Genomic DNA, 20577 nt, shown 5'->3' with positions numbered 1-20577 from the left:
CGCAAAAAACCGCTTGGCAAGGAAAGTGAATGCCGCTAGGTTCCGGCAACCGGATGAGACGAAGCAGGCAGTGCTGTTAACGATTCGGTTTCCTTCGAAACTAGCTGCCTTCTTGCGTAGACGACGCTCTAGCTTCGTGCGGGGATCGTCCGGCAAGTGACATGAAACCGAAACAGGATGGCATGTGGCGCCGACGCAAGAATGTTGCGGGCGATCACCGGCGGAAAGTTACGAAACGGCAGGCCGCCTAAGTGCCCCCGTTCGGGTTAGACTTCAACACAAAGAGAATCTGATGAGGCCACAACAGCAGAATAGGCGCATGCGCGGTCGTAATAACAATAATAACAATAACAACAATAACAATAACAACGGCAACAATAACAACCGCAAGGGTCCCAACCCGCTTACGCGCAACTATGAGAGCAACGGTCCTGATGTAAAGATCCGTGGCTCCGCGCAGCAGATCGCCGAAAAATACACCACTCTGGCGCGAGACGCGCACAGCTCCGGCGACCGGGTGATGGCCGAAAACTATCTCCAGCACGCAGAGCATTACAATCGCATCATTGCCGCCGCCATGGCGCAGATGCCGATCCAGCAGCAACAACAGAGCCGCGACGAGTTCGATTCCGACATGGATGACGAGCGCGACGACGATATGAGCGGCAACAACTTTGCCGAGGCTCCGGCCCAGCAGGTTCATGTCCAGCCGCAGCCGGTTGTCAACGGCACCGGCCCGCAGCCTGACATCGAAGGCACGCCGGCAGAGGTCGCCCTCAATCCGGAAGCTGCCGGCGAAGTCCAGCCGCGTGAAGGCCGCCGCGAGCGCCGCCCCCGCAATGAGGGCCGTCGTCCCGAACGTCGCCAGCCTGACCAGCAGGCAGAGCCCCAGCAGGCTGAAGTTGAAGCCGTGCAGGCGGTTCAGGCAGCGCCGGTCGAGGCAGCGCAGGTTGAAGCTGCACCGGTGGTCGAGGCACAGGCGATTGTGGCAGCTGAAGGCGAAGTGGAAGTTCCGCGTCGCAGCCGCCGTCCTCGCCGTGGCGAACGCGCCCGCGCCGAAGGCGAAGCTGCGGTAGAGGGCGAAGCGCCCGCTGCCGACACCGGACTTGCCGCCGTCGAGAGCTAAAGCTTGGCCGGGTAACCGGAACATCGTGAAATCGTCAAAACGGCGGGGGAGAAATTCCTCGCCGTTTTTGTTTTTTGACTTCGATCAATGCACCTTGAGGGATATCGTCCTACTCACCATATCACGCTCAGTTGGGTCCGGCCCTTTTGGGCGGATCCGTCACCTTGAGCCTAACCGGTGCCGCCAAGCGGGCCGGGTACGGAATGGAGACATAGAATGAATCTTGAGAAATACTCCGAGCGCGTCCGCGGCTTTATCCAGTCCGCCCAGACGATGGCGCTTTCGCGCAACCACCAGCAGTTCACCCCCGAACATATCCTCAAAGTCCTTGTCGACGACGACGAGGGCCTTGCCGCCTCGCTGATCGAACGCGCCGGCGGCCGCGCCGGCGACGTCAAGCTTGGCGTCGAGGCAGCGCTCGATGCGTTGCCGAAGGTCGAGGGCGGCAACGGCCAGCTCTATATGGCCCAGCCGCTCGCCAAGGTGTTTTCGACAGCAGAGGACCTTGCCAAGAAGGCCGGCGACAGTTTTGTCACCGTCGAACGTCTGCTGACTGCGCTTGCCGTCGAGAAGTCGGCCAAGACCTCCGAGATACTCGCCAAGGCGGGCGTCACGGCGCAGGCGCTCAATGCCGCGATCAATGAAATCCGTAAAGGCCGTACCGCCGACTCGGCAACTGCCGAGCAGGGATACGACGCCTTGAAGAAATACGCCCGCGACCTGACGGCGGATGCCCGTGCCGGCAAGCTCGATCCGGTCATCGGCCGCGACGACGAGATCCGCCGCACCATCCAGGTCCTGTCGCGCCGGACCAAGAACAATCCGGTGCTGATCGGCGAGCCGGGCGTCGGCAAGACCGCCATCGCCGAGGGCCTTGCTTCGCGCATCGTCAATGGCGACGTACCGGAATCGCTGAAGGACAAGCAGCTGATGGCGCTCGACATGGGCGCGCTGATTGCTGGCGCGAAGTATCGCGGCGAGTTCGAGGAGCGGCTGAAGGCCGTGCTTTCGGAAGTCACCGCGGCTGCCGGCGGCATCATTTTGTTCATCGATGAGATGCACACGCTGGTCGGCGCTGGCAAGGCTGATGGCGCGATGGACGCGTCCAACCTTCTGAAGCCCGCCCTTGCGCGCGGCGAGCTGCATTGCGTTGGCGCCACCACGCTTGAAGAGTATCGCAAGCATGTCGAAAAGGATGCCGCCCTTGCCCGCCGCTTCCAGCCGGTCTTCGTTTCGGAGCCGACCGTCGAGGACACCATCTCGATCCTGCGCGGGCTGAAGGAGAAATACGAACAGCACCACAAGGTCCGCATCTCGGATTCGGCGCTGGTCGCAGCCGCCACGATGTCCAACCGCTACATCACCGACCGTTTCCTGCCCGACAAGGCGATCGACCTGATCGACGAGGCAGGCTCGCGGCTGCGCATGCAGATCGATTCCAAGCCCGAGGCCCTCGACGAGATCGACCGCCGCATCATGCAGCTGAAGATCGAGCGCGAAGCGCTCAAGATCGAGAAGGATGACGCCTCCCGCGATCGTCTCGAACGGCTCGAAAAGGAGCTGGCCGGGCTCGAGGAAGAGTCGACCCAGGTGACCAGCCAGTGGATGTCGGAAAAAGAAAAGCTCGGGCTCGCCGCCGACCTCAAGGGCAAGCTTGAAGAAGCACGCAACGAACTCGCCATCGCTCAGCGCAAGGGCGAGTTCCAAAAGGCGGGCGAGCTTGCCTATGGCCGCATCCCCGAGCTCGAAAAGAAGCTCGTCGAGGCCGAAGCGCTCGAAGGCCGCGGCACCATGGTCGAAGAGACCGTGACGCCCGAGCATATCGGCCATGTCGTGTCGCGCTGGACCGGTATCCCTGTCGACAAGATGCTGGCAGGCGAGCGCGAGAAGCTGTTGCGCATGGAAGACGAGATCGGCGTTCGCGTCGTCGGCCAGGGCGAGGCCGTGCAGGCCGTGTCCAAGGCGGTGCGGCGCGCACGTGCTGGGCTGCAGGATCCGAACCGGCCGATCGGCTCGTTCATGTTCCTGGGGCCGACGGGCGTCGGCAAGACGGAGCTCACCAAGGCGCTCGCCGACTATCTGTTCGACGACGAGCATGCGCTGGTGCGCATCGACATGTCCGAGTTCATGGAAAAACACTCCGTGGCCCGGCTGATCGGCGCGCCTCCCGGCTATGTCGGCTATGAGGAAGGCGGCACGCTGACCGAAGCCGTGCGCCGCAGGCCTTACCAGGTGATCCTGTTCGACGAGATCGAAAAGGCGCATCCCGATGTCTTCAACGTGCTGCTTCAGGTGCTTGACGACGGCCGCCTGACCGACGGTCAGGGCCGCACCGTCGACTTCCGCAACACGCTGATCATCATGACCTCCAACCTCGGTGCAGAATATCTGGTGGCACTGGGCGAGGGCGAGGATGTCGACAAGGTTCGCGACGACGTCATGGGCGTGGTCAAGTCGTCGTTCCGCCCTGAGTTCCTGAACCGCGTCGACGAGATCATCCTGTTCCATCGCCTGCGTCGCCAGGACATGGGCAAGATCGTCGAGATCCAGCTCAAGCGGCTCGAAAAGCTGTTGTCCGACCGCAAGATCACTCTGTCGCTCGACAAGGACGCGATCGATTGGCTCGCCAACAAGGGCTACGACCCGGCCTATGGCGCACGCCCGCTCAAGCGCGTCATGCAAAAGGAGCTGCAGGACCCGCTCGCCGAGAAGATCCTGCTCGGCGAAATCCTCGACGGCTCGACCGTCAAGATCACGGCGGGCTCGGACCGGCTCAACTTCCGCTCCAAGCCGACCGTGGTGACGGAAGCCGCAGCTTAAGTGTAGCAATACTGGCGGGGCGCAGAATGACCTTGGACGAATACAACGGCTTCTGCGCCTCGCTGCCCCACACCACCCATGTGGTGCAATGGGGCGGCGCTCATGTCTGGAAGGTGGGCGGCAAGGTGTTTGCCATCGGCGGCTTTGGCGGTGGCGAAGCGCTTGCCGTCACCTTCAAATGCTCCGAAATGGCCTTTGACATCCTCAAGGAGCAGCCCGGGCTCAGGCCCGCACCTTACCTCGCCTCGCGCGGCATGACATGGATCCAGCGCCAGAACGACGAGAGCATGGATGGGGAAGGTCTCAAGGACTACCTCCGCGAAAGCCATCGTCTTATCGCCGCAAAACTTCCCAAGGCAACGCGCAAGCAGCTTGGCTTGCCCGCATAGAGCATGATGCCCGAAAGGCGGGAACCGGTTTTCGGAAAAGATCATGCTCCACCAAGAAGATAGAGCCCCATTCCGATTCTATCGGAATGAAACAGGCTCTAGAAATGCGGTCATTTTCATGCCGCGTTCATGTTGGAAGGGTTAGCAGATCGTTATTTGATGACGGTGGATAATCATGATTCCACCGGGATCGCCTTGGGGGCGGTCGAGATTCGGAGAGATTTGGGGACCATGCTGCGCAAGATTATTGTGCTTTCTGCCGTGGCGACCGGGCTGTCGGTGCTTCAGGCCATGGCTGCGGTTGCACCTGTTGAAGGGCGCTTCGAGCCGCGCCGCGTGGCGTCAGAGCCGCAGGCGATCCGCCTGGCGCAGGACACCGACGTCGAGATATTCTACGATGGCCGGGGTAACCGCGTGCTTGTCGATCCCTATACCGGCAAGGTCATCGCCGTGCAGCCGCCGGAGACCCAATACAATCGCCAGGCGCTGCGCCGCGAACTGCGCCGCCAGCAGCTGCAACAGGATTATCGCCAGGGCGACGAGTTGCTCGGCCCGGTGCAGAACGGCGGTTACTCCGACGATGCGCCTGCCATGCCTTCGGAGCCCTTTGGCGGCGGCGACGATTATTACAACAATGATCCCAACGCCTTTCCCGAGGCGCCGGGCCAGCAGCTTGTCGAGCGCGAGCCGTTGCCCAATCCCGACGACCAGCTGGCGCTTCCCGAAAACCCGATGCGATCGGGGGGCGGCGCGTCCATCGAGCCGTCCATCGGCGTGAAGGGCCGCGAGGACGTCGCTGGCCTGCAGATCCTGCTTGATCGTGCCGGAGCTTCGCCTGGTGTCATCGACGGACGCTTCGGCTCCAATGTCGACAAGGCGCTCGCAGCCTATAATGAAATGACGGGCACCAGCCTCAAATCGACTGACGCTGCTGGTATCAAGCAGGCGCTGCTTGAGACCGGCGGCGACGCATTCGGCTCCTACACGATCACGCCGGAAGACGCGGCCGGACCGTACGTTGCGTCGATTCCCACCGACTATAGCGAAAAGGCGATGCTTGAGCGCATGGCCTTCACCTCGGTCACCGAAATGCTGGCCGAGCGTTTCCACATGGACGAGACCTATCTCAAGGCGCTCAACCCGGAGGCCAATTTCAACCGGCCCGGCACCATCGTCAAAGTCGCCAATTTCGGCAAGCTGGTGAACAAGCCGGTCGCGCGCATCGTCGCCGACAAGGGGTTGAAACAGGTCCGCGCCTACAATGAGGCAGGCCAGCTGGTCGCGGCCTATCCGGCGACGATCGGGTCGGGCGACACGCCGTCGCCGACGGGCATCCATGCGGTGTCGCGGATCGCGCTTGATCCCAACTACACCTACAACCCGAAGATCAATTTCAAGCAGGGCGAAAACGACAAGGTCCTGACCATTCCGCCGGGGCCGAACGGTCCTGTCGGTTCGGTCTGGATCGCCTTGGACAAGCCGACCTACGGCATCCACGGCACGCCCGATCCGTCCAAGATTGGCAAGACCGAAAGCCATGGCTGCGTGCGTCTGACCAACTGGGATGCGCGCGAACTCGCCAAGATCGTCAAGGCAGGCGTGCCGGTCGAGTTCATCGAATAGGGCAGCGTCGTCCCGAAAAGGGGTGCCGGTCTTCGGTCGGAATGGAACAGGCTCTAGGGCAGGGCTGTTCTGGCCGAAATCGGCTCAGGGCTCGGTGACGAGCCCCATGATGGCGTACACCAAGGTCACGTTGGCGAGCAGGATAAGGGCTGAGTAGGCGATTGCCGCTTTGCTGATTTCGGTCATGAGTTGCCTTTGTTGGGGCGCTTTTTGCCGGTTGTTCTCGCTCTCTGATTATGTTGGAGCGTAACCAGCCGTTATGGCGGGGGCAACCCACATTGTATCACGTTATTCTGATGTTCCCCGGCGGAGTGTCCACGCGGCTCCCTGGAGCCCTACTTCACAGCTGGTCGTTGTAGGGTTCCTTCATCTGGCCCACCATTCGGGCCAGGGCGGAGAACGAGGGGATATCCGCTTCGGGCTGGCAGCGGTTGGCCAGTTCCAGCAGTCTGATGGGGAAGTTGATGGCGTCGCGGTTCGACGACGACATGCCGTCGGATCGCTCCTCGGCTGTTTCGCTCGCTTCGGCCCTGCGCAAGGCGATGTCGATTTCCTCGGCCGACAGCACGCCCTTGCGGACAAGCACATGATTGATCGATGCAATGGCCATCAACAGGCCTTCGAGCTGCAGGTTGGCGACGTTCATTGATCTGGCTCCCATTCGCTACACAAACGCGCGAAGGGCTGATGCGATCCCGAAGGAGGCTCGATCCCTGCAAGTCAGTCCTCATGTCGCAGGTGCGCAATATGGGCATTTCAAGTGCAAGTGGTTAGATTACTGGGAAAGCGAAAGGATTGAGTCCCATGATCGAAATCGTCCGAAAAAGGCTTCTGTTGGCGTTGATAGTGGTAGCTGCCTTGGTTGCAGTGGTAGCGGCAGGTGCCACTATCGGGGTTATCCAAACCATCACCATGATCGCGGTAATCGCCACTTTCGTAGTTATGGGCGCTATCGTTATCGGATCGGTCGCGAGATAGGCTTGCACCGCCGATCGAGTGGCATACAAGCCGTAGCCTTCTCGATCAGCGACCCCATGTGCGTCAGCCAGGTAGAGGCACCATACCTGACGCGGTTGCGGGCTACGGTCCGCAACCTCGACTCATCACAAATGAGATTTCTGTCGGGCCGGGCCAATGGAAGCTCGCGCCACTCCACTCGCGGCTTTAGGCGCATTGCGCCGGCGCCTCTGAACTCCACGACAATGAGAGCAAGGCCAGATGGCAGTCGGCAACTAACCGACAAGTGGCGGCGAATGCCCATGCCACAAAGCTTTTGGCGCGTTGCTGGCGGCTTCCAGCTGCATTCTCAGCGGTTTTTCAGCCTGGCTTGCATTTCGCTATTGGCTCCATCAAAAATTTGCGCCTAATCTGGCGAAATCGGAGCCGCATCGCGCCGTCGACGCAATCGTCAACGCACGAACTGCTCATCTGAACAGGGAATTCGCCACGCCGCTTCGATATCGACCGTCATGACTCTTCTTCCACAGCACTGCAGCGTTCCAATTGAAGCCGGTCGCCGCGCCTGGCTTGCATAGAGAGGCAGTAGGACAATGTCATCGTTCATGCGTTCGGCACTTCCGGCGGCAGTCCTCTGGATACCCAGCCTGCTCTTCAGCTCCGTCGCCTTTGCCCAGGAGCTGCCGCCGATGCATCCGGTGGCGATCGAACATCTGCCGTTCTTCATCACTGCGCCTGGACAAACGGATATCCTTTTCAACGTGATGGTCGTCTTCTTGCTGGTGGTCGTCCTGGCTATCGGCAATCTGTACTTCCAGCTCCATGCTGTGCCGGAGCGCATGTCGCATCGCACCAGCAAGGTGCAGATGGAACTTGTGGCAGTCCTGGCGCTGATTTCCCTTATCACGCACAATCACCTGTTCTGGATCGCAGCGCTGCTGTTAGCGATGGTCGAGTTTCCTGATTACTCCACGCCGATGCAGTCGATTGCCAACTCTCTCGAAAAGCTAGTTGGAAGACGCGATATCGAGCAGGCAATGGCGACCGGCTCTGCGCCTGTCGGTGCCCCTGAGGCATTCGTCGAGCCGCCCGAAAGGCCGGCACTAGAACACGATCCCCATCGAGCCGGTTCGACAGGTGGTGCGCATGCGCCGAAAGAGGGAAACTGAGCCATGCTTGAGTTGATGCTCTGCTCGATGCTCACGATCTTTCCGGACTACCTCTATCGCCGCTACGTTCAGGGCAAGCGGATCAGGCATGAGATCACGCTCTACACCATGTGGTACGAGCTGCGCTGGGGTATCACGGCCTGCCTGATCCTGACGATTTCGCTGATCACCCTTATCTTCTACTTTCATCCCTCCACGTCGAATGTCACGGCCGTGTTCCGCACGGTTTCGGTCCTGCCCGAGTCCGGCGGCCGCGTTGCCGAGGTGTTCGTCACCTTGAACCAGAAGGTGGAGGCCGGCCAGCCGCTGTTTCGGCTTGATAGTTCTCAGCAGGAGGCGGCGCGCGAGTCGGCGCGTCGGCGTATCGCCGAGATCGATGCAGAGACGACCGTGGCGCAAACCGAGCTGGCGGCGGCGGACGGCGTGATCGCGCAGGCACAGGGCGCGTATCAGCAATCGCTCGACGAGCTTGAGACCAGGACGGAGCTGAGGCGGCGCGATCCAAATGTCGTCGCCGTGCGCGAGATCGAGCGTCTGCAGGTGGCCGCCGATGGCCGCAAGGGCGCGGTTGATTCCGCCCTATCCAACAAGCTGACCTTGGAAACGAAGATCTCTTCGCTTCTGCCGGCCCAGAAGGCGAGCACCGAAGCCGCGCTGGCACAGGCGCAGGTCGAGCTGGACAAGACCTTGATACGTGCCGGCATCGCCGGGACGCTCCAGCAATTCACGCTTCGGCCCGGCGACGTCGTCAATCCGCTGCTGCGGCCCGCCGGCATCCTCGTCCCGGCGGAGGCGGGCAAGGTCGCGCTCATCGCAGGCTTCGGGCAGATCGAAGCGCAAGTGTTGAAGGTCGGCATGATCGCCGAGGCCACCTGCATCGGCAAGCCCTACACCATCATTCCAATGGTGGTGACCCAGGTCCAGGATGTCATCGCCGCCGGCCAGGTTCGCCCGACGGATCAGCTTGTCGACGTCCAACAGATGGCGCAACCAGGAACGATCACGGTTTTTCTGGAGCCGCTCTTTGCCGGGCAGCTCGAAGGCGTGCCGCCTGGAGGCAGCTGCATCGCCAACGCCTATACCAACAATCACGATGCGCTCGCCGACCCAAGCATAAGCACGCCGCGCTGGTTGTTCCTGCATGTCATCGACACAGTCGGCCTGGTCCATGCGATGATCCTTCGTTTGCAGGCCATACTCCTGCCCATGCAGACTCTGGTCTTCGGAGGGCACTGACGGGCACTCGGCATCGTAGGCGTCCCGGGGCGCAATCGTAGCAATACGACAAAGCCATGCTATAGGTGGGTTTCCCATCCACAGCCCGTGGCGGCCTGCCGCCCAAAAGGAGACCATGTCTAGTTCCGATGGCAGTATGTCCGATTTGCTCGGCATACTGGCCGTACTTCTGCTCGTTGCCGCCAACGGTTTTTTTGTCGCGGCGGAATTTTCTCTCGTAGCCGTCCGCCGCAGCCGGGTGACCGAACTGGTCAATGCCGGCAGGCACAATGCCTCCGCCTTGAAGCGCGCGGTCGACAATCTCGACGCCAATCTCGCGGCCACCCAGCTCGGTATCACCATATCGTCGCTTGCGCTGGGTTGGGTCGGCGAACCCGCACTCGCCCATTTGATCGAACCATTGTTGAGCGCGTTGCCAGGGCCGCTTGCAACGGTAGGTTCTCACGCCTTTGCGGTTGCGATTTCCTTCATCATCATCACCACGCTGCACATCGTCCTGGGTGAACTCGCGCCCAAGAGCCTTGCCCTTCAACGCAGCGAAAGTACTGCCCTTTGGGTCGTGCGTCCGCTCGGCCTGTTCCTGCTTTTGCTCCGTCCGGCAATCATCGGGCTCAACGGACTTGGCAATCTCGTCCTGCGCCTTTGCGGTCTGCGTCCGGGGACGGGGGAGGGGTCGCTGCATTCACCCGACGAGCTCAAGCTTCTCGTTGCGGCGAGCCAGGAGGCGGGACTGTTGCACCAAGCCCAGCAGGAGGTCGTTGATCGCGTCTTCAACATCGGCAACCGGCGTATCGCCGACATCATGACGCCGCGCCGCGACGTAAATTGGATCGACGCCGACGATAGTCCCGAGGAGATGCTGCGCACGATCCGCGAATGCCGCCACGAGCAGCTTCTTGTCGGCCGCGGCGACGTCGACGAACCGCTGGGCATGATCTTGAAGAAGGACCTTCTCGAGCAGGTGCTCGACGGCAAGGCTCTCGATCCTATGGCTGTGATCCGCCAGCCAGTCACCGTTCACGAGGGAACGGCGATCTTCCGCGTGCTTGAGCAATTCAAGAAAGCACCGGTGCGCCTGGCTATCGTCATCGACGAATATGGCAGCCTGGAAGGCATCGTCACGCAGACCGACCTGCTCGAAGCCATCGCCGGCGACCTGCCTGGCGTGGAAGGAGAAGAAGCAGACATCGTCGTGCGCGAGGATGGTTCGCTTCTGATCGACGGCATGATGCTGGCGCACGACGCGTTTGCGCGCCTGGGCTTCCGATCAGGTTCGGCGGAAGGCGATTTTCACACGATCGCCGGCTTTGCCCTGTTCCAGCTTGGCCACCTTCCGGAAGCGGGTGAAACCTTTGCCTATGAGGGCTGGCGCTTCGAGATCATCGACATGGACGGCAAGCGCATCGACAAGCTGCTCGCTCGCCGGGGGCCGTTCACATCGCCGCCTTCATCAATTTGAGCCCGAACGCCCCGGGAGCCAGGATGCCGGTCGCCCACACCAGGGCCGAGGTGACATTGGCAATCTGAAACTTCAAAGCGGGCATCTCGCAGATGCCCGCCACCAGCGGCACGGACGCGCGCAAGGGACCAAAGAAGCGCCCGAAGAACACGCCCGCCACGCCCCACCGCTCGAAGAACCTGTGACCGCGCGGGATGAGGTCGGGGTGGCGCGAAAGCGGCCAGTAATTGCCGACGCTGTCCTTCAGCTTCGTGCCGATCCAGAACGAAAGCCAGTCTCCCAGTGCCGCTCCAGCGGCTGCCGCAAGCCAGAGCGGCCAGAACGCGATGCCACTTTCGCCGATGAGGACGCCGACACCCAGCAAGATCACGGTTGCGGGCAGCAACAGGGAAATGAATGCCAGCGATTCACCAAAGGCCAAAACAAAAACCAGCGGAACGCCCCAATGCTCGTATTCCCGAATGAAGGCGATGATCGCCAGCGTTATGTCATCAAGGTTCATTCATTACTTTCCAAGTCGCGCCCAAGCGTGTGAGCGACCATAAACGTCTTGCCAAAAATTGACACGACCGGGTTGAGATTTCGCCAGCTTCCGGAAGGCGCAACGTCGCCTTCAACATGGGCAAGAAACAACAAGGACCGGCAGCGTGGCAGGATCGTGACGAGATCCTCAGTGGAACCCCATCAGCGAAGAGATGCGACCGTCTTCAGGACAAGGGGATCCGCGGCTCCTGGACAAGATAGAACAGCGCCGCCGGCGAGAAGTTGGTCACCAGGAACGAAAACGAAGCCGTTTCGCGCGGGTCAACTTTGCCTTTGAGGAAAAGCAATCTGTCGTATGGTTCGAATTCACGGTGGAACTCAGCGAAACTGTCGGACCGGATCATGTCCGTCTGGCGAAGGGCCTGATCGAACGATAGCCCATCGCCGAAATCGCTTGGCCGATTGAGAATGCTTTGCAGCTCAAACTCAAATTCCGTCCAGGCGTGATCGCTGTTGTTGAGAGCGACAATCCTCAGCGGGACGAAACCGGTCGCGTAGTTGCCGGAAGTGCCGGGCGGCTGGACCGGCCGGATGGCGCGTATGGTGAGCGTGACCGGGTTTGCCGTATCAAGTTCTTCGGTGATCGTGAAGGGATCGGCCGCTGTTCCGGCTCCCGAAGCGGCAATGATCCGGAAGCCGCCGAGTTCGTCGGAAAACGAGTAGGCGCCGGCCTGAAAGATTCCGGGCTTTGCGTCGCCGGCGTATGCGCGGAGCCCGCTCGCCGCCAACGAGGCCGCCAACGCTGCTGCAAGGCGTGCGCCTGACATCCGGATCGACGGACGGTGCCACATGGCTTGATTATGCAGGACAATGCCCGAGCCGCATACTGGAAAGGTGCCCCTTCCACCAAACCGCCGCTTCGACGGCTATGTCTGCCGCGCCGGTTCGGCGTGGCCTATGATGCGGCCGACATTTGGATGCAGGGACCTGATTTCCCGCTCCAACTGGTCGACGGCGGCATGCGCCTCCGTCACCGGCATGTCAGGCGGAAGCCTGCAATGAAAGTTCACGATCAGCCCAATACTCGTCGCGCGGATGCGAACATTGTGGACGTCTTTTACAACCCCTACCTGCGCCGCGGACGCGACCAAGGAGCGCTCGATGTCGCGATGCTCCTCGTTTGAAGGCGCCCCGCCATCCAGCCATTCGGCCGTCTTGGGTTCGATATGGGTGTCTATTTCGGTATCTTTGCCGACTTCCTGGCGGATTGCGGCCTCAAGGTCGCTTGCGACCGCATGGGCCTGGTCGAGGCTGAGCTCGGCGTCCACTTCAATGTCCAGGCTGATCGACAGGTCCTTGCCGACACGCTGCACGGTCAGCCGATGGATGGCCGCGCCCCGGTTCGCCGCGATGATGCGAACCTGCGTTTCGATGCTTTCGTCGTCAACCGACCGGGCTTCGGTTTCGACAGTCACTTCGGCGTTCGGAAATCCCTCATGCACGGCGCGGACGACGTCAGCCTTGACGCTGGCGAGGCGCTCGGGCGACAGCGCCCGGGAGACGGCGACGAGCACTTCGACGAAGGGGGCGGCACCTGCCATGCGCACCCGCGTGCGAATGACTGCAACAACATCGGGAACCTTGCTCACTGCCGCTTGGATCGTCGAATCCATGCCCTGCGGTGCTGCATCGACCAGCGATGCGAAGGCGCGGCGACCAAGCTTGACCGCAGCCACGACGATGAAGCAGGCGACAATCAACGCAGCGATGGCGTCGGCCGACAGGTAGCCAAGGGTGACGAGAATGATGCCGATCAGGACGACACCTGAGGAGAGCATGTCAGCCAAAAAATGCAAGGCGTCCGCCTCAAGCGCAGGACTGCCTGTCGCTATCGCGACCCGGCGCAGCGCCCGGACACGCCAAAAATCGACGATGATCGACACCACCAGCACCGCAATCGCGATCGGGGCGGCTTCGATCTGGTGTGGTTCACCGAAAAGGCGTTTGATGGCCTCGAACCCAATCCAGCCGGCAGCGCCAAACAGCAGCAGGACCTGGAACAGGGCGGCCATGCTTTCCATCTTGCCGTAGCCGTAGTGATGAACTTCATCCGCCGGCTTGTTGCTGACGCGCACGGCCCACCAGGTGACAAGCGTCGCGACAAAATCCAACGACGAATTAACGCCTTCCGAAATGAGACCGATACTGCCGGTCAGAAAGCCGATTGCGAATTTCGAAAGGGCAAGAAACGCGCTCGACAGCATCGAAACGAGCGCCACCCGTTCTTTGTCTTTTTGCATGAAATTTCTCTTTTTCGGACAAGCGGCGACATCGATTGTCGTGCGCCTGGAGGTTGATCGACCTCGGTCTTGCAGAGCCGGTGAAACACCGACCGAGCGCGCCACGCGGCTTGCGCGAGCATGTTGACGCGCTCCCGCCTGCAGGCGGTTGCTACTCCCCGATAGGCAGCCAAGTAAGCCGCAGGTTGTAAAAAGTCAACAATTACAATTGCTTGCTGTTGAGAGCCATTTGCATGTGTGCATTTTACGCGCCGAAAGGAACGGCCGCGCGGCAGCAGCGCCAGGCATTTGGTCGGCACAAGCTGCCCCCGCCGGCAACGGCCGGCTAAGGCGTGTCATCGAAACCAAACGCAGCGACCGAGGGTAAACCCGGGTGCTGAGGCTTAAGCCGGAGCCTTGGCCAGGGTCTCCAGATTGGTGCGCAGCGCGTCGACAGGTTGCTGCAGGATCGCTGCGACGCCAGGTATCGACAGGACCTGATCGAGATGCTTGTTGATCGTCGGCATTGAGGCCGTGATGACGGTGGCGAGCGCACCACGCCCTGCCGTCGGCAGCTGCGCGGCAAGTCCGCCAATCTTGCCGAATTGCGCCTGCGCATCCTGAAGCTTGGGCAGGGCGGTCTCGGCGGTCGCGGCATCCCTGACCCCATTCAAGGAGTTGTTCAGCAGGTCGAGCGCCGAAGTGGTCTGGTTTGCAATGTCGGTCCCACCGGGCACGCCCTTGAGTACTGTCAAAGCCTGCATGGCGCTGGCTGCCAGGCCGCCTGGGGCAACGGATGCTGTCGTTTCCGGGGAGGCCGCCATCGGCTGGGTTTGCGTTCCGGCCTGTTCCCTGACGGGCGGTGTCGTTCTATGGCCGAACATCCACCATCCGGCGGCCAGAACGACGGCAAGCGGGATGGCCCAATATGCCCAGTTCATCGACGATGCTGTGGATGCGGCTGCTCGCGAAGCCGGCTGAGGGGCATAGGTTGCGGTTTGCGGCGCCGGGCTTGCGGCGCGGGTGGTCTGTCCGGCCACGCCAGCAATATCGCCGAGCAAGCCTGATCCCTTCAGGAGGTCGCCAAATCCGGCGGGAAGTGCAGCCTGGATGTTGGCTTTTTGCGAACTCAACATCCGGGCCAGGCCAGATGCATCAAGATTGCCGGCGGTGGCCTGCGTTGCCAGTGCGCCTGTAACCACGGGGGCGAGAAGTCCGAGCAAAGACGAGGATGCGCCGGGGTCGACGCCGGCAAATCTGGATATCGTGCTGGCAAGCGTTTGCGTGGTCGAGCCTCCGAAAAGAGATGAAACCATGTTTAGTCCGTTTTGTTCTAGGGTCTTTTGGCCCGATCCGCCGAGTACGCTGTTCAAGCTGTCCAGGATGCCAGGCGACTGTTGCGACACCGTATCATAGAGTTTTCGCGCACCATCAGGCGTGGCGGCCACCTTGGCGAACCCTCCGAACAGCGCCGGCACTGTTGCCGCGGCGACCTTCTGCGTTGCGTTGGCGTCCAGGCCAAAAACAGTCGCGATCCTGCTGATCATGTCGGGTGTCAGGGATTGCATTACGAGCGAGATGAGATTTGTTGCCACGATCGTCCTCCTCCTGTGTTGGGAGTGTAGGGGACCTCGGCGATCATGAGTGCACGGGAAACCGCCGTGGTCGGGCTATTGGACGGCTAAGTCCAGCCACCGAGTTTAACAGCCGTGCGGTCGTATCACCAGTTGTATTTAAGATCATGCTAATTGAAGGCGGTAGGCGGCGCCGCGAGCAGTATCAGGTGATGAGCCCCCAAGCCCGGGCCTTGCGGCGGCTGGCGGTGAAAGCCGAGGCGACTGAGCGGGGCAAGAACACCGAGCGGGGCGCGAACGTCGCGCCACATACATAAACTAGGAAGGCACGGCCTCGCGCCCCGCTTCCCGAACTTTCCTCATCCTGAGCCTGTCGAAGGATGACAATGGCCAGACCGGAAACGGGGCGTGGCGACGAACAGGCACGCGCTCTTTTCCCGCGCCTGGCTCCGCGAAATCATTTCCCTTGGTCACTTCCCGCGCAACCTTCACGCACATAGTCTCGCTCCATGGACACATCAGACACCGTGCCAAACAACAACCACGTCTTTTGCCCGCCCGAGGCCCGGCGCTATGTGCTGGTGTCGGCGATCCTTGCATCCAGCATGGGCTTCATCGACGGTACGGTGGTGTCGCTCGCCATGCCGATCATCCGCGCCGACCTCGGCGCGTCGCTGGTCGACGCCCAGTGGATCAGCAATGGCTACATGCTGTTTTTGTCGGCGCTTGTTCTGCTTGGCGGTGCCGCCGGCGATGTCTTCGGCGTGCGCAACATCTTCGCCACCGGCATTTTGCTGTTCATGGTCACGTCGGCGGCCTGCGCGCTGGCTGTCGATGCCGACATGCTGATCATCACGCGCGCCGCCCAAGGCATAGGTGCGGCACTGATGGTGCCGGGCAGCCTCGCCATCATCGCAAAAGCCTACCCGACTGAGACACGCGGCAAGGCGATCGGCCAATGGGCGGCATTCTCGTCGCTGACCACCGCCATGGGACCGTTCGTTGGCGGCATGGTGCTGTCTTTCGGCGCCGAATGGATGTGGCGGCTGATCTTCGCCATCAACGTGCCGATCGGGCTTGTCGCCCTCGCCATGATCTTTGCCAAGGTGCCGCGCGACCGGCCGTCCGCCAAGCGCAAGCTCGACATCGCAGGGGCGGCCCTTGCGACCGCCGGCCTCGGCCTGATGGCCTGGGGGCTGACAGCTTTCGGCCTGCCTGTTGAGGCAAGGGCCGTCTCGCCATGGGGCTGGATCGCGCTTGGCAGCGTAATCTTCGTCGGCTTCATTGCTTGGGAAAAGCGCGCGCGCGCACCGATGGTCAAGCTTGGGCTGTTTGCCTCGCGTGCCTTCGCCGGCGCCAACCTCTACACGCTGATCCTGTTTTTCGCCTTCAACGCGGTGCTATTTTTCCTGCCGATGACCGTCGTCTCAGGCTGGGGCGTCAAGGAATGGGAGGCGAGCCTGCTGTTCTTGCCGCTGTCGTTGTTCATCGCCGGCCTGTCGAGCTATTCGGGCAGGCTGTCCGACGCGATCGGGCCGCGCTGGCCACTGACCATAGGCGCTGCGATCGTCGGCATCTCTTATGTGGGCCTCGCGCTCACCATGCCGCTGATGATGCTGTGGCAAGTGACTTTCCCGATCCTGCTGCTCAAGGGGCTAGGCATGGCGATCGTGGTTTCGCCGGTTTCGGCGGCAGTGATGCGGGCGACGCCAGAAGAAGACACAGGGCTTGCCTCGGGCATCAACAACGCGCTTGCGCGCGCCGCCGGCCTGATGGCGGTCGCTTCGCTCGGTGCCGTCGCCGGCGTCGTCTTCGCCAAGGTTTTGGGAACGGCCGCACCCGGTGCGGAGTTCGGCGCCTTTGTCGCGTCACCGCTCGATGCCGCCGCCGAGGCGCTCAGGGTATCGGCGACCAACAGTGCCTTTTCAGTGATTGCCGCCATTTCGGCCGCAATGTGTTTTGTTGCGGCAGTGGTTGCCTGGTTCACCCAGCCGTCATGGAAGAGGGTCGCCGAAAAGCCCGGGACAACTGTTCAGACAGTTGCCGATTGATGCAATTGTATGAGCTGCGCTAGCACCTTGTTAAGGCTTTGGAGGCATGTCTTTGGTTTCGAAAAAGGCGGAAATCATGTCGGCAATCGACAAGCGTAGGCACCAGGGCCTGGGCGAGGCCACGTCGTGGCGAACCGCTATCTGGCGAGGATACATGCCCTACGGAATCTGGCTGCTGCTATGTGTCGTGCTGTTTGCGATAGACACTCAGGTCAACCTTTTCGAGCAGCTCTATCAGGCAACGCGCACCTATGAAGACTGGCAGCTGGACGAATTGCTGTCGCTGCTGCTTTGTGCCGGTATCGTTGCCCTTGTCATGCTCGGCATTCGCACCCGGCAGCTCTCGCGTGAGATCGCGCGGCGCGAGGCAGCCGAACGCCTTGCTCATGATACCGCCCGCCATGACCCGCTCACTGGCCTTGCCAATCGCCGCCGCTTCCGCGAGGAAATCCACGCCTCGATCGGCCGATCCAGCGGCTCGCCTTCCGGTTGTGCCGTGATCTATATCGACCTGGACGGGTTCAAGCCGGTCAACGACAGGCACGGCCATGCCGCTGGCGACGCGGTGCTGGTCGAGGTGGCGCAGCGGATCGCAACTGCGGCGCCGAAAGGGGCGACTGTTGCCCGGCTCGGTGGCGACGAGTTCGGCGTGGTGCTGCATGATGTCAGCAATCCCGAAGCGCTGCTGTTCCTGAGCCAGCGGCTCCAGCGCGACATCGCCAAGCCCATCGAAGCGGATTCGCTGCAGCTGATTGTGGGCGCCACGATCGGCATCGCGGTCTTCCCCGACGACGGGGGCGATCCAGAAGCCCTGATCGCGGCTGCGGACCGGGCCATGTACATCGCCAAGCGGGCCAAATACGACGCACTGGCAAGTGACGGCATCGCAAGCGTCGCGAGCTGAGCTTAGCCGCTGGTCTTTGCGGTGCTCGCGACCTTGAGTGCGTCTTTGTTTTCGTCCTTGAGCAGATCGTCGATGCGCTCGCGCTCGCGCTTGAAGGCCGTCAGTTCGTCGCCAGTCAACGCACGCCCGGTGGGCAGGCGCACACGCATCGGGTCGACCTTGGTGCCATTGACGATCAGCTCGTAATGCAGATGCGCGCCGGTCGATAGGCCGGTGGTGCCGACATAGCCGATGACCTGGCCCTGGCGGACGCGGGCGCCCGGAACGACCTCACCTGCGATGCGGCTCTGGTGATTGTAGGATGTCTCGTAGCCATTGGTATGGCGGATGATCGTCTGCTTGCCGTAGCCGCCGGCCCAGCCAGCCTTTTCGACGATGCCATTGCCCGACGCGATGATCGGCGTGCCGGTGGGGGCTGCCCAATCGACACCGGTGTGCATTTTGACATAGCCGAGGATCGGGTGCTTGCGGCCGCCGAAGCCGGAGCGGAACCTGCCATTGGGCAATGGGTTGCGCAGCAGGAACTGACGCGCGCTGCGGCCGTCCTCGTCGAAATAGTCGACCGCGCCGTCGTCCATCTGGAAACGGTAGAAGTTGCGGGTGTTGCCGCCGAAATTCGCCGAGACATAAAGCAGCTCGGAATCGTCTGATGCCTTGTCGTCGCCGTCGGGCTGGGAGAAGAACACCTCGATGCGGTCGGACGGATTGAGGCGCGACTGGAAGTCGACGTCGGAACTCAAAAGCCTGACCAGCTTCTTGGTCATGTCCTGCGACATGCCGTAGGAATAGGCCGCCCGATAGATGCCGTCATAGACCGTGGGCAACGCACCACGCGACGTCGACACCCTTGGCGTGTCATCGAAGGCGGTGGCGATCTCCGGGTTCGGCTCCGGCTCGTCGCCCGGTACGAACTGGTTTCGGTCGTCGAGCGCGATGGTCAGGATATGCTGGGCGCGGTCGTAGACGCTGGTGCGCACGATCTTGCCGACATCGCCGCGAACCTCGAGGCCGATGCGCAGCACGGTGCCGGCTTTGAGTGCCGTGGCGTTGAGCAGGCGCGAGATTGCTTTCGCCATGCCTTGGGCGTCCTCGCCGGCATAGCCTGAGTCAGCCAGCGCATCGACGATCTTGCGGTCTTTTTCGAAGGCGATGATGTCTTCGGCATAAGAAAGTGTTTCTGGATCGACGTCGGCGCGGGACGAGACCGAGACATTCTCCGGCACGATCTTGATGCCATAGGAACCGGCGAGCGTCTGGTCGGCGAAGGCGTCGCCGAAACGCTGCGGGTCGATATAGTGCAAGGACGCGACCTGGATGTCGCCTTCGGTGAGGTCGCCGCCGGCGTCGCGCACCACCTTTTCGACCTCATTGGCGGAAAGGGCCGAGGTCTCGTCAAAGGTTGCGGTCTCAACTGGGAAGTCGACGGTCTTGAGGCTCATCTCGCTCTCGACCTTGACGCCGTAGATCTGGCCGGTCGCAGCCGCGGGTGCCGCCGGCTGAGCGGGGCCATCTTCAGCAAAGACCGTCAGGGGATCGAAAGCGGGGTAGCTACGTGTGGTGGGATGGCTTGCTGCCAGCGCCATCTTGATCTGCACGAAAGGCATGGTGCGGATCACGTCGCGGTCACCTTGCTTGGTGACCATCGACACTTCCATGCGCCGTCGGTCCTTGGCCTTGGCGATCTGGCGCAGCGGCGCAAGGCGCGTGGTCTTGGCCTTCTGGCCGGCGTCGCCGCCAGCGGCAAGCGTTGCGAGTTCGGCGATCTCAGGTGGGGTCGCAAGCTGCTCGCGTCCGTCGAGGGCAGCAAAAAGTGCCACGCCCATCAAGACGGAGGACGTTACGCCGGTGAGGAAAGTGCCTGACAGCCAACGTGCCGAGACCTCGCGACGGTCCGGGGGACCGGCGCGGCCATCCGCGATAAGCGGCGGCTCATTGCCGAGCTCGGCTATGGTCTGGTCCGTATCCTGCATCAAGTACGGTAAATATCCCCGACGCTTTGCGCCCGCTTGCTTTTAGTTGCCAAGACATTTGCCTGTCATGGCGCTCCAAGTCAACGAACCGCGATCCGTCAGCCTGCCCCTCTCTATATATAGGGTGCGCGTACAGACTCATTCCGCGCCAAGGCCGCTTCGAGACATCTGCGCGTATTGGGGCGGGAATAGGGCTTCGTGAGCAGCATGGGCCTTTGTCCATGCGATAAGAGAAAGCGGAAAGCTGCCGGGCACTCTTCTTACATATAGCGGCGCACGGATGGAGCCTGTTTGGTGTCCGCAGTCAGCTGGCCAGAGCGCCCGCGTGAATCGGCCCTGAATCATTTTTGCCGGTCGATTTCGGGCGTGGCCGCCCGGCTTTGTTCGTCCGATTCCGTTTGTTTTGGTGTCATTTCGCGTCTGACGAGCCATTGCCGCCTTGGTTTTCGCGTTGAGATTGAATGGGTTGGGTGGGTTGGGCTGTGGCGGTGGTTGGATTTGGGCGGGTTTTGATTTGTTTAACTTTTGCTTCCGCAG

At 61.6% G+C, this 20577-nt stretch carries 16 protein-coding genes; 10 read left to right on the top strand and 6 right to left on the bottom strand.

Going from position 1 to position 20577, the window contains the following annotated elements; all coding sequences use genetic code 11:
* Positions 1–292: 292 nt before the first annotated feature.
* The 4 genes from AC1DLV_RS09315 (at position 293) to AC1DLV_RS09300 (ending at position 5958) form a co-directional block, all read left to right on the top strand.
* On the top strand, positions 293–1126 hold the full coding sequence (locus AC1DLV_RS09315; RefSeq protein ID WP_476799267.1) for a DUF4167 domain-containing protein: 834 nt from the start codon (positions 293–295) through the stop codon (positions 1124–1126).
* 216 nt (positions 1127–1342) lie between these two features.
* Complete coding sequence (clpB, locus tag AC1DLV_RS09310) at positions 1343–3946, top strand: ATP-dependent chaperone ClpB (RefSeq protein WP_476799266.1); 2604 nt, start codon at positions 1343–1345, stop codon at positions 3944–3946.
* Positions 3947–3972: 26 nt separating this feature from the next.
* A complete protein-coding gene (locus AC1DLV_RS09305) occupies positions 3973–4335 on the top strand; it encodes an MmcQ/YjbR family DNA-binding protein (protein WP_476785083.1) in 363 nt (120 codons plus the stop codon).
* A 231-nt stretch (positions 4336–4566) separates the two neighbouring features.
* Complete coding sequence (locus AC1DLV_RS09300) at positions 4567–5958, top strand: L,D-transpeptidase family protein (RefSeq protein ID WP_476799265.1); 1392 nt, start codon at positions 4567–4569, stop codon at positions 5956–5958.
* Positions 5959–6298: 340 nt separating this feature from the next.
* Here the strand turns inward: AC1DLV_RS09300 and AC1DLV_RS09295 are convergent, their stop codons facing one another.
* Entirely contained in the window at positions 6299–6604 is a 306-nt protein-coding gene (locus tag AC1DLV_RS09295; RefSeq protein ID WP_109578304.1) for a hypothetical protein, read from the bottom strand.
* Between the two features lie 158 nt (positions 6605–6762).
* Between AC1DLV_RS09295 and AC1DLV_RS09290 the strand changes: the two genes are divergently transcribed.
* From AC1DLV_RS09290 to AC1DLV_RS09275, 4 genes are all read left to right on the top strand, one after another.
* Complete coding sequence (locus AC1DLV_RS09290; RefSeq protein WP_476799264.1) at positions 6763–6936, top strand: hypothetical protein; 174 nt, start codon at positions 6763–6765, stop codon at positions 6934–6936.
* 668 nt (positions 6937–7604) lie between these two features.
* Positions 7605–8084, top strand: coding sequence for a hypothetical protein (locus AC1DLV_RS09285; RefSeq protein WP_476799542.1), 480 nt, complete (start codon positions 7605–7607; stop codon positions 8082–8084).
* Between the two features lie 3 nt (positions 8085–8087).
* Complete coding sequence (locus AC1DLV_RS09280) at positions 8088–9320, top strand: HlyD family secretion protein (RefSeq protein ID WP_476799263.1); 1233 nt, start codon at positions 8088–8090, stop codon at positions 9318–9320.
* 115 nt (positions 9321–9435) lie between these two features.
* Positions 9436–10779, top strand: coding sequence for a hemolysin family protein (locus AC1DLV_RS09275; RefSeq protein ID WP_476799262.1), 1344 nt, complete (start codon positions 9436–9438; stop codon positions 10777–10779).
* Here the strand turns inward: AC1DLV_RS09275 and AC1DLV_RS09270 are convergent.
* From AC1DLV_RS09270 to AC1DLV_RS09255, 4 genes are all read right to left on the bottom strand, one after another.
* Complete coding sequence (locus AC1DLV_RS09270) at positions 10754–11281, bottom strand: DedA family protein (protein WP_476799261.1); 528 nt, start codon at positions 11279–11281, stop codon at positions 10754–10756. The two genes, AC1DLV_RS09275 and AC1DLV_RS09270, sit on opposite strands and share 26 nt — an antisense overlap.
* A gap of 205 nt (positions 11282–11486) precedes the next feature.
* Entirely contained in the window at positions 11487–12050 is a 564-nt protein-coding gene (locus AC1DLV_RS09265; RefSeq protein ID WP_476799260.1) for a hypothetical protein, read from the bottom strand.
* A 138-nt stretch (positions 12051–12188) separates the two neighbouring features.
* The gene (locus AC1DLV_RS09260; protein WP_476799259.1) at positions 12189–13562 is read right to left on the bottom strand and encodes a cation diffusion facilitator family transporter; all 1374 of its coding nucleotides are present in this window, start codon (positions 13560–13562) and stop codon (positions 12189–12191) included.
* 383 nt (positions 13563–13945) lie between these two features.
* Positions 13946–15136, bottom strand: a complete 1191-nt coding sequence (locus tag AC1DLV_RS09255) for a DUF937 domain-containing protein (RefSeq protein WP_476799258.1) — start codon at positions 15134–15136, stop codon at positions 13946–13948.
* A 488-nt stretch (positions 15137–15624) separates the two neighbouring features.
* Between AC1DLV_RS09255 and AC1DLV_RS09250 the strand changes: the two genes are divergently transcribed.
* Both AC1DLV_RS09250 and AC1DLV_RS09245 read left to right on the top strand, forming a co-directional pair.
* Positions 15625–17166: an MFS transporter gene (locus tag AC1DLV_RS09250; RefSeq protein ID WP_476803627.1), complete on the top strand. Its 1542-nt coding sequence runs from the start codon at positions 15625–15627 to the stop codon at positions 17164–17166.
* Between the two features lie 154 nt (positions 17167–17320).
* Positions 17321–18070: a diguanylate cyclase domain-containing protein gene (locus AC1DLV_RS09245; RefSeq protein ID WP_476803626.1), complete on the top strand. Its 750-nt coding sequence runs from the start codon at positions 17321–17323 to the stop codon at positions 18068–18070.
* Positions 18071–18072: 2 nt separating this feature from the next.
* On the opposite strand, the gene AC1DLV_RS09240 is transcribed toward AC1DLV_RS09245, so the two are convergent.
* Positions 18073–20040, bottom strand: coding sequence for a M23 family metallopeptidase (locus AC1DLV_RS09240; protein WP_476803628.1), 1968 nt, complete (start codon positions 20038–20040; stop codon positions 18073–18075).
* Positions 20041–20577 lie beyond the last annotated feature (537 nt).

This window comes from Aminobacter sp. 01T433 (genome assembly GCF_056398585.1).
This window is presented reverse-complemented; position numbering and strand designations above follow the sequence as displayed.

What these genes read in the sequence shown, in the direction of transcription:
- AC1DLV_RS09315 (WP_476799267.1), top strand. Translation starts at nt 293, where the DNA reads ATGAGGCCACAACAGCAGAATAGGCGCATGCGCGGTCGTAATAACAAT.
- clpB (WP_476799266.1), top strand. Translation starts at nt 1,343, where the DNA reads ATGAATCTTGAGAAATACTCCGAGCGCGTCCGCGGCTTTATCCAGTCC.
- AC1DLV_RS09305 (WP_476785083.1), top strand. Translation starts at nt 3,973, where the DNA reads ATGACCTTGGACGAATACAACGGCTTCTGCGCCTCGCTGCCCCACACC.
- AC1DLV_RS09300 (WP_476799265.1), top strand. Translation starts at nt 4,567, where the DNA reads ATGCTGCGCAAGATTATTGTGCTTTCTGCCGTGGCGACCGGGCTGTCG.
- AC1DLV_RS09295 (WP_109578304.1), bottom strand. Translation starts at nt 6,604, where the DNA reads ATGAACGTCGCCAACCTGCAGCTCGAAGGCCTGTTGATGGCCATTGCA.
- AC1DLV_RS09290 (WP_476799264.1), top strand. Translation starts at nt 6,763, where the DNA reads ATGATCGAAATCGTCCGAAAAAGGCTTCTGTTGGCGTTGATAGTGGTA.
- AC1DLV_RS09285 (WP_476799542.1), top strand. Translation starts at nt 7,605, where the DNA reads ATGCATCCGGTGGCGATCGAACATCTGCCGTTCTTCATCACTGCGCCT.
- AC1DLV_RS09280 (WP_476799263.1), top strand. Translation starts at nt 8,088, where the DNA reads ATGCTTGAGTTGATGCTCTGCTCGATGCTCACGATCTTTCCGGACTAC.
- AC1DLV_RS09275 (WP_476799262.1), top strand. Translation starts at nt 9,436, where the DNA reads ATGTCTAGTTCCGATGGCAGTATGTCCGATTTGCTCGGCATACTGGCC.
- AC1DLV_RS09270 (WP_476799261.1), bottom strand. Translation starts at nt 11,281, where the DNA reads ATGAACCTTGATGACATAACGCTGGCGATCATCGCCTTCATTCGGGAA.
- AC1DLV_RS09260 (WP_476799259.1), bottom strand. Translation starts at nt 13,562, where the DNA reads ATGCAAAAAGACAAAGAACGGGTGGCGCTCGTTTCGATGCTGTCGAGC.
- AC1DLV_RS09250 (WP_476803627.1), top strand. Translation starts at nt 15,625, where the DNA reads ATGGACACATCAGACACCGTGCCAAACAACAACCACGTCTTTTGCCCG.
- AC1DLV_RS09245 (WP_476803626.1), top strand. Translation starts at nt 17,321, where the DNA reads ATGCCCTACGGAATCTGGCTGCTGCTATGTGTCGTGCTGTTTGCGATA.
- AC1DLV_RS09240 (WP_476803628.1), bottom strand. Translation starts at nt 20,040, where the DNA reads ATGCAGGATACGGACCAGACCATAGCCGAGCTCGGCAATGAGCCGCCG.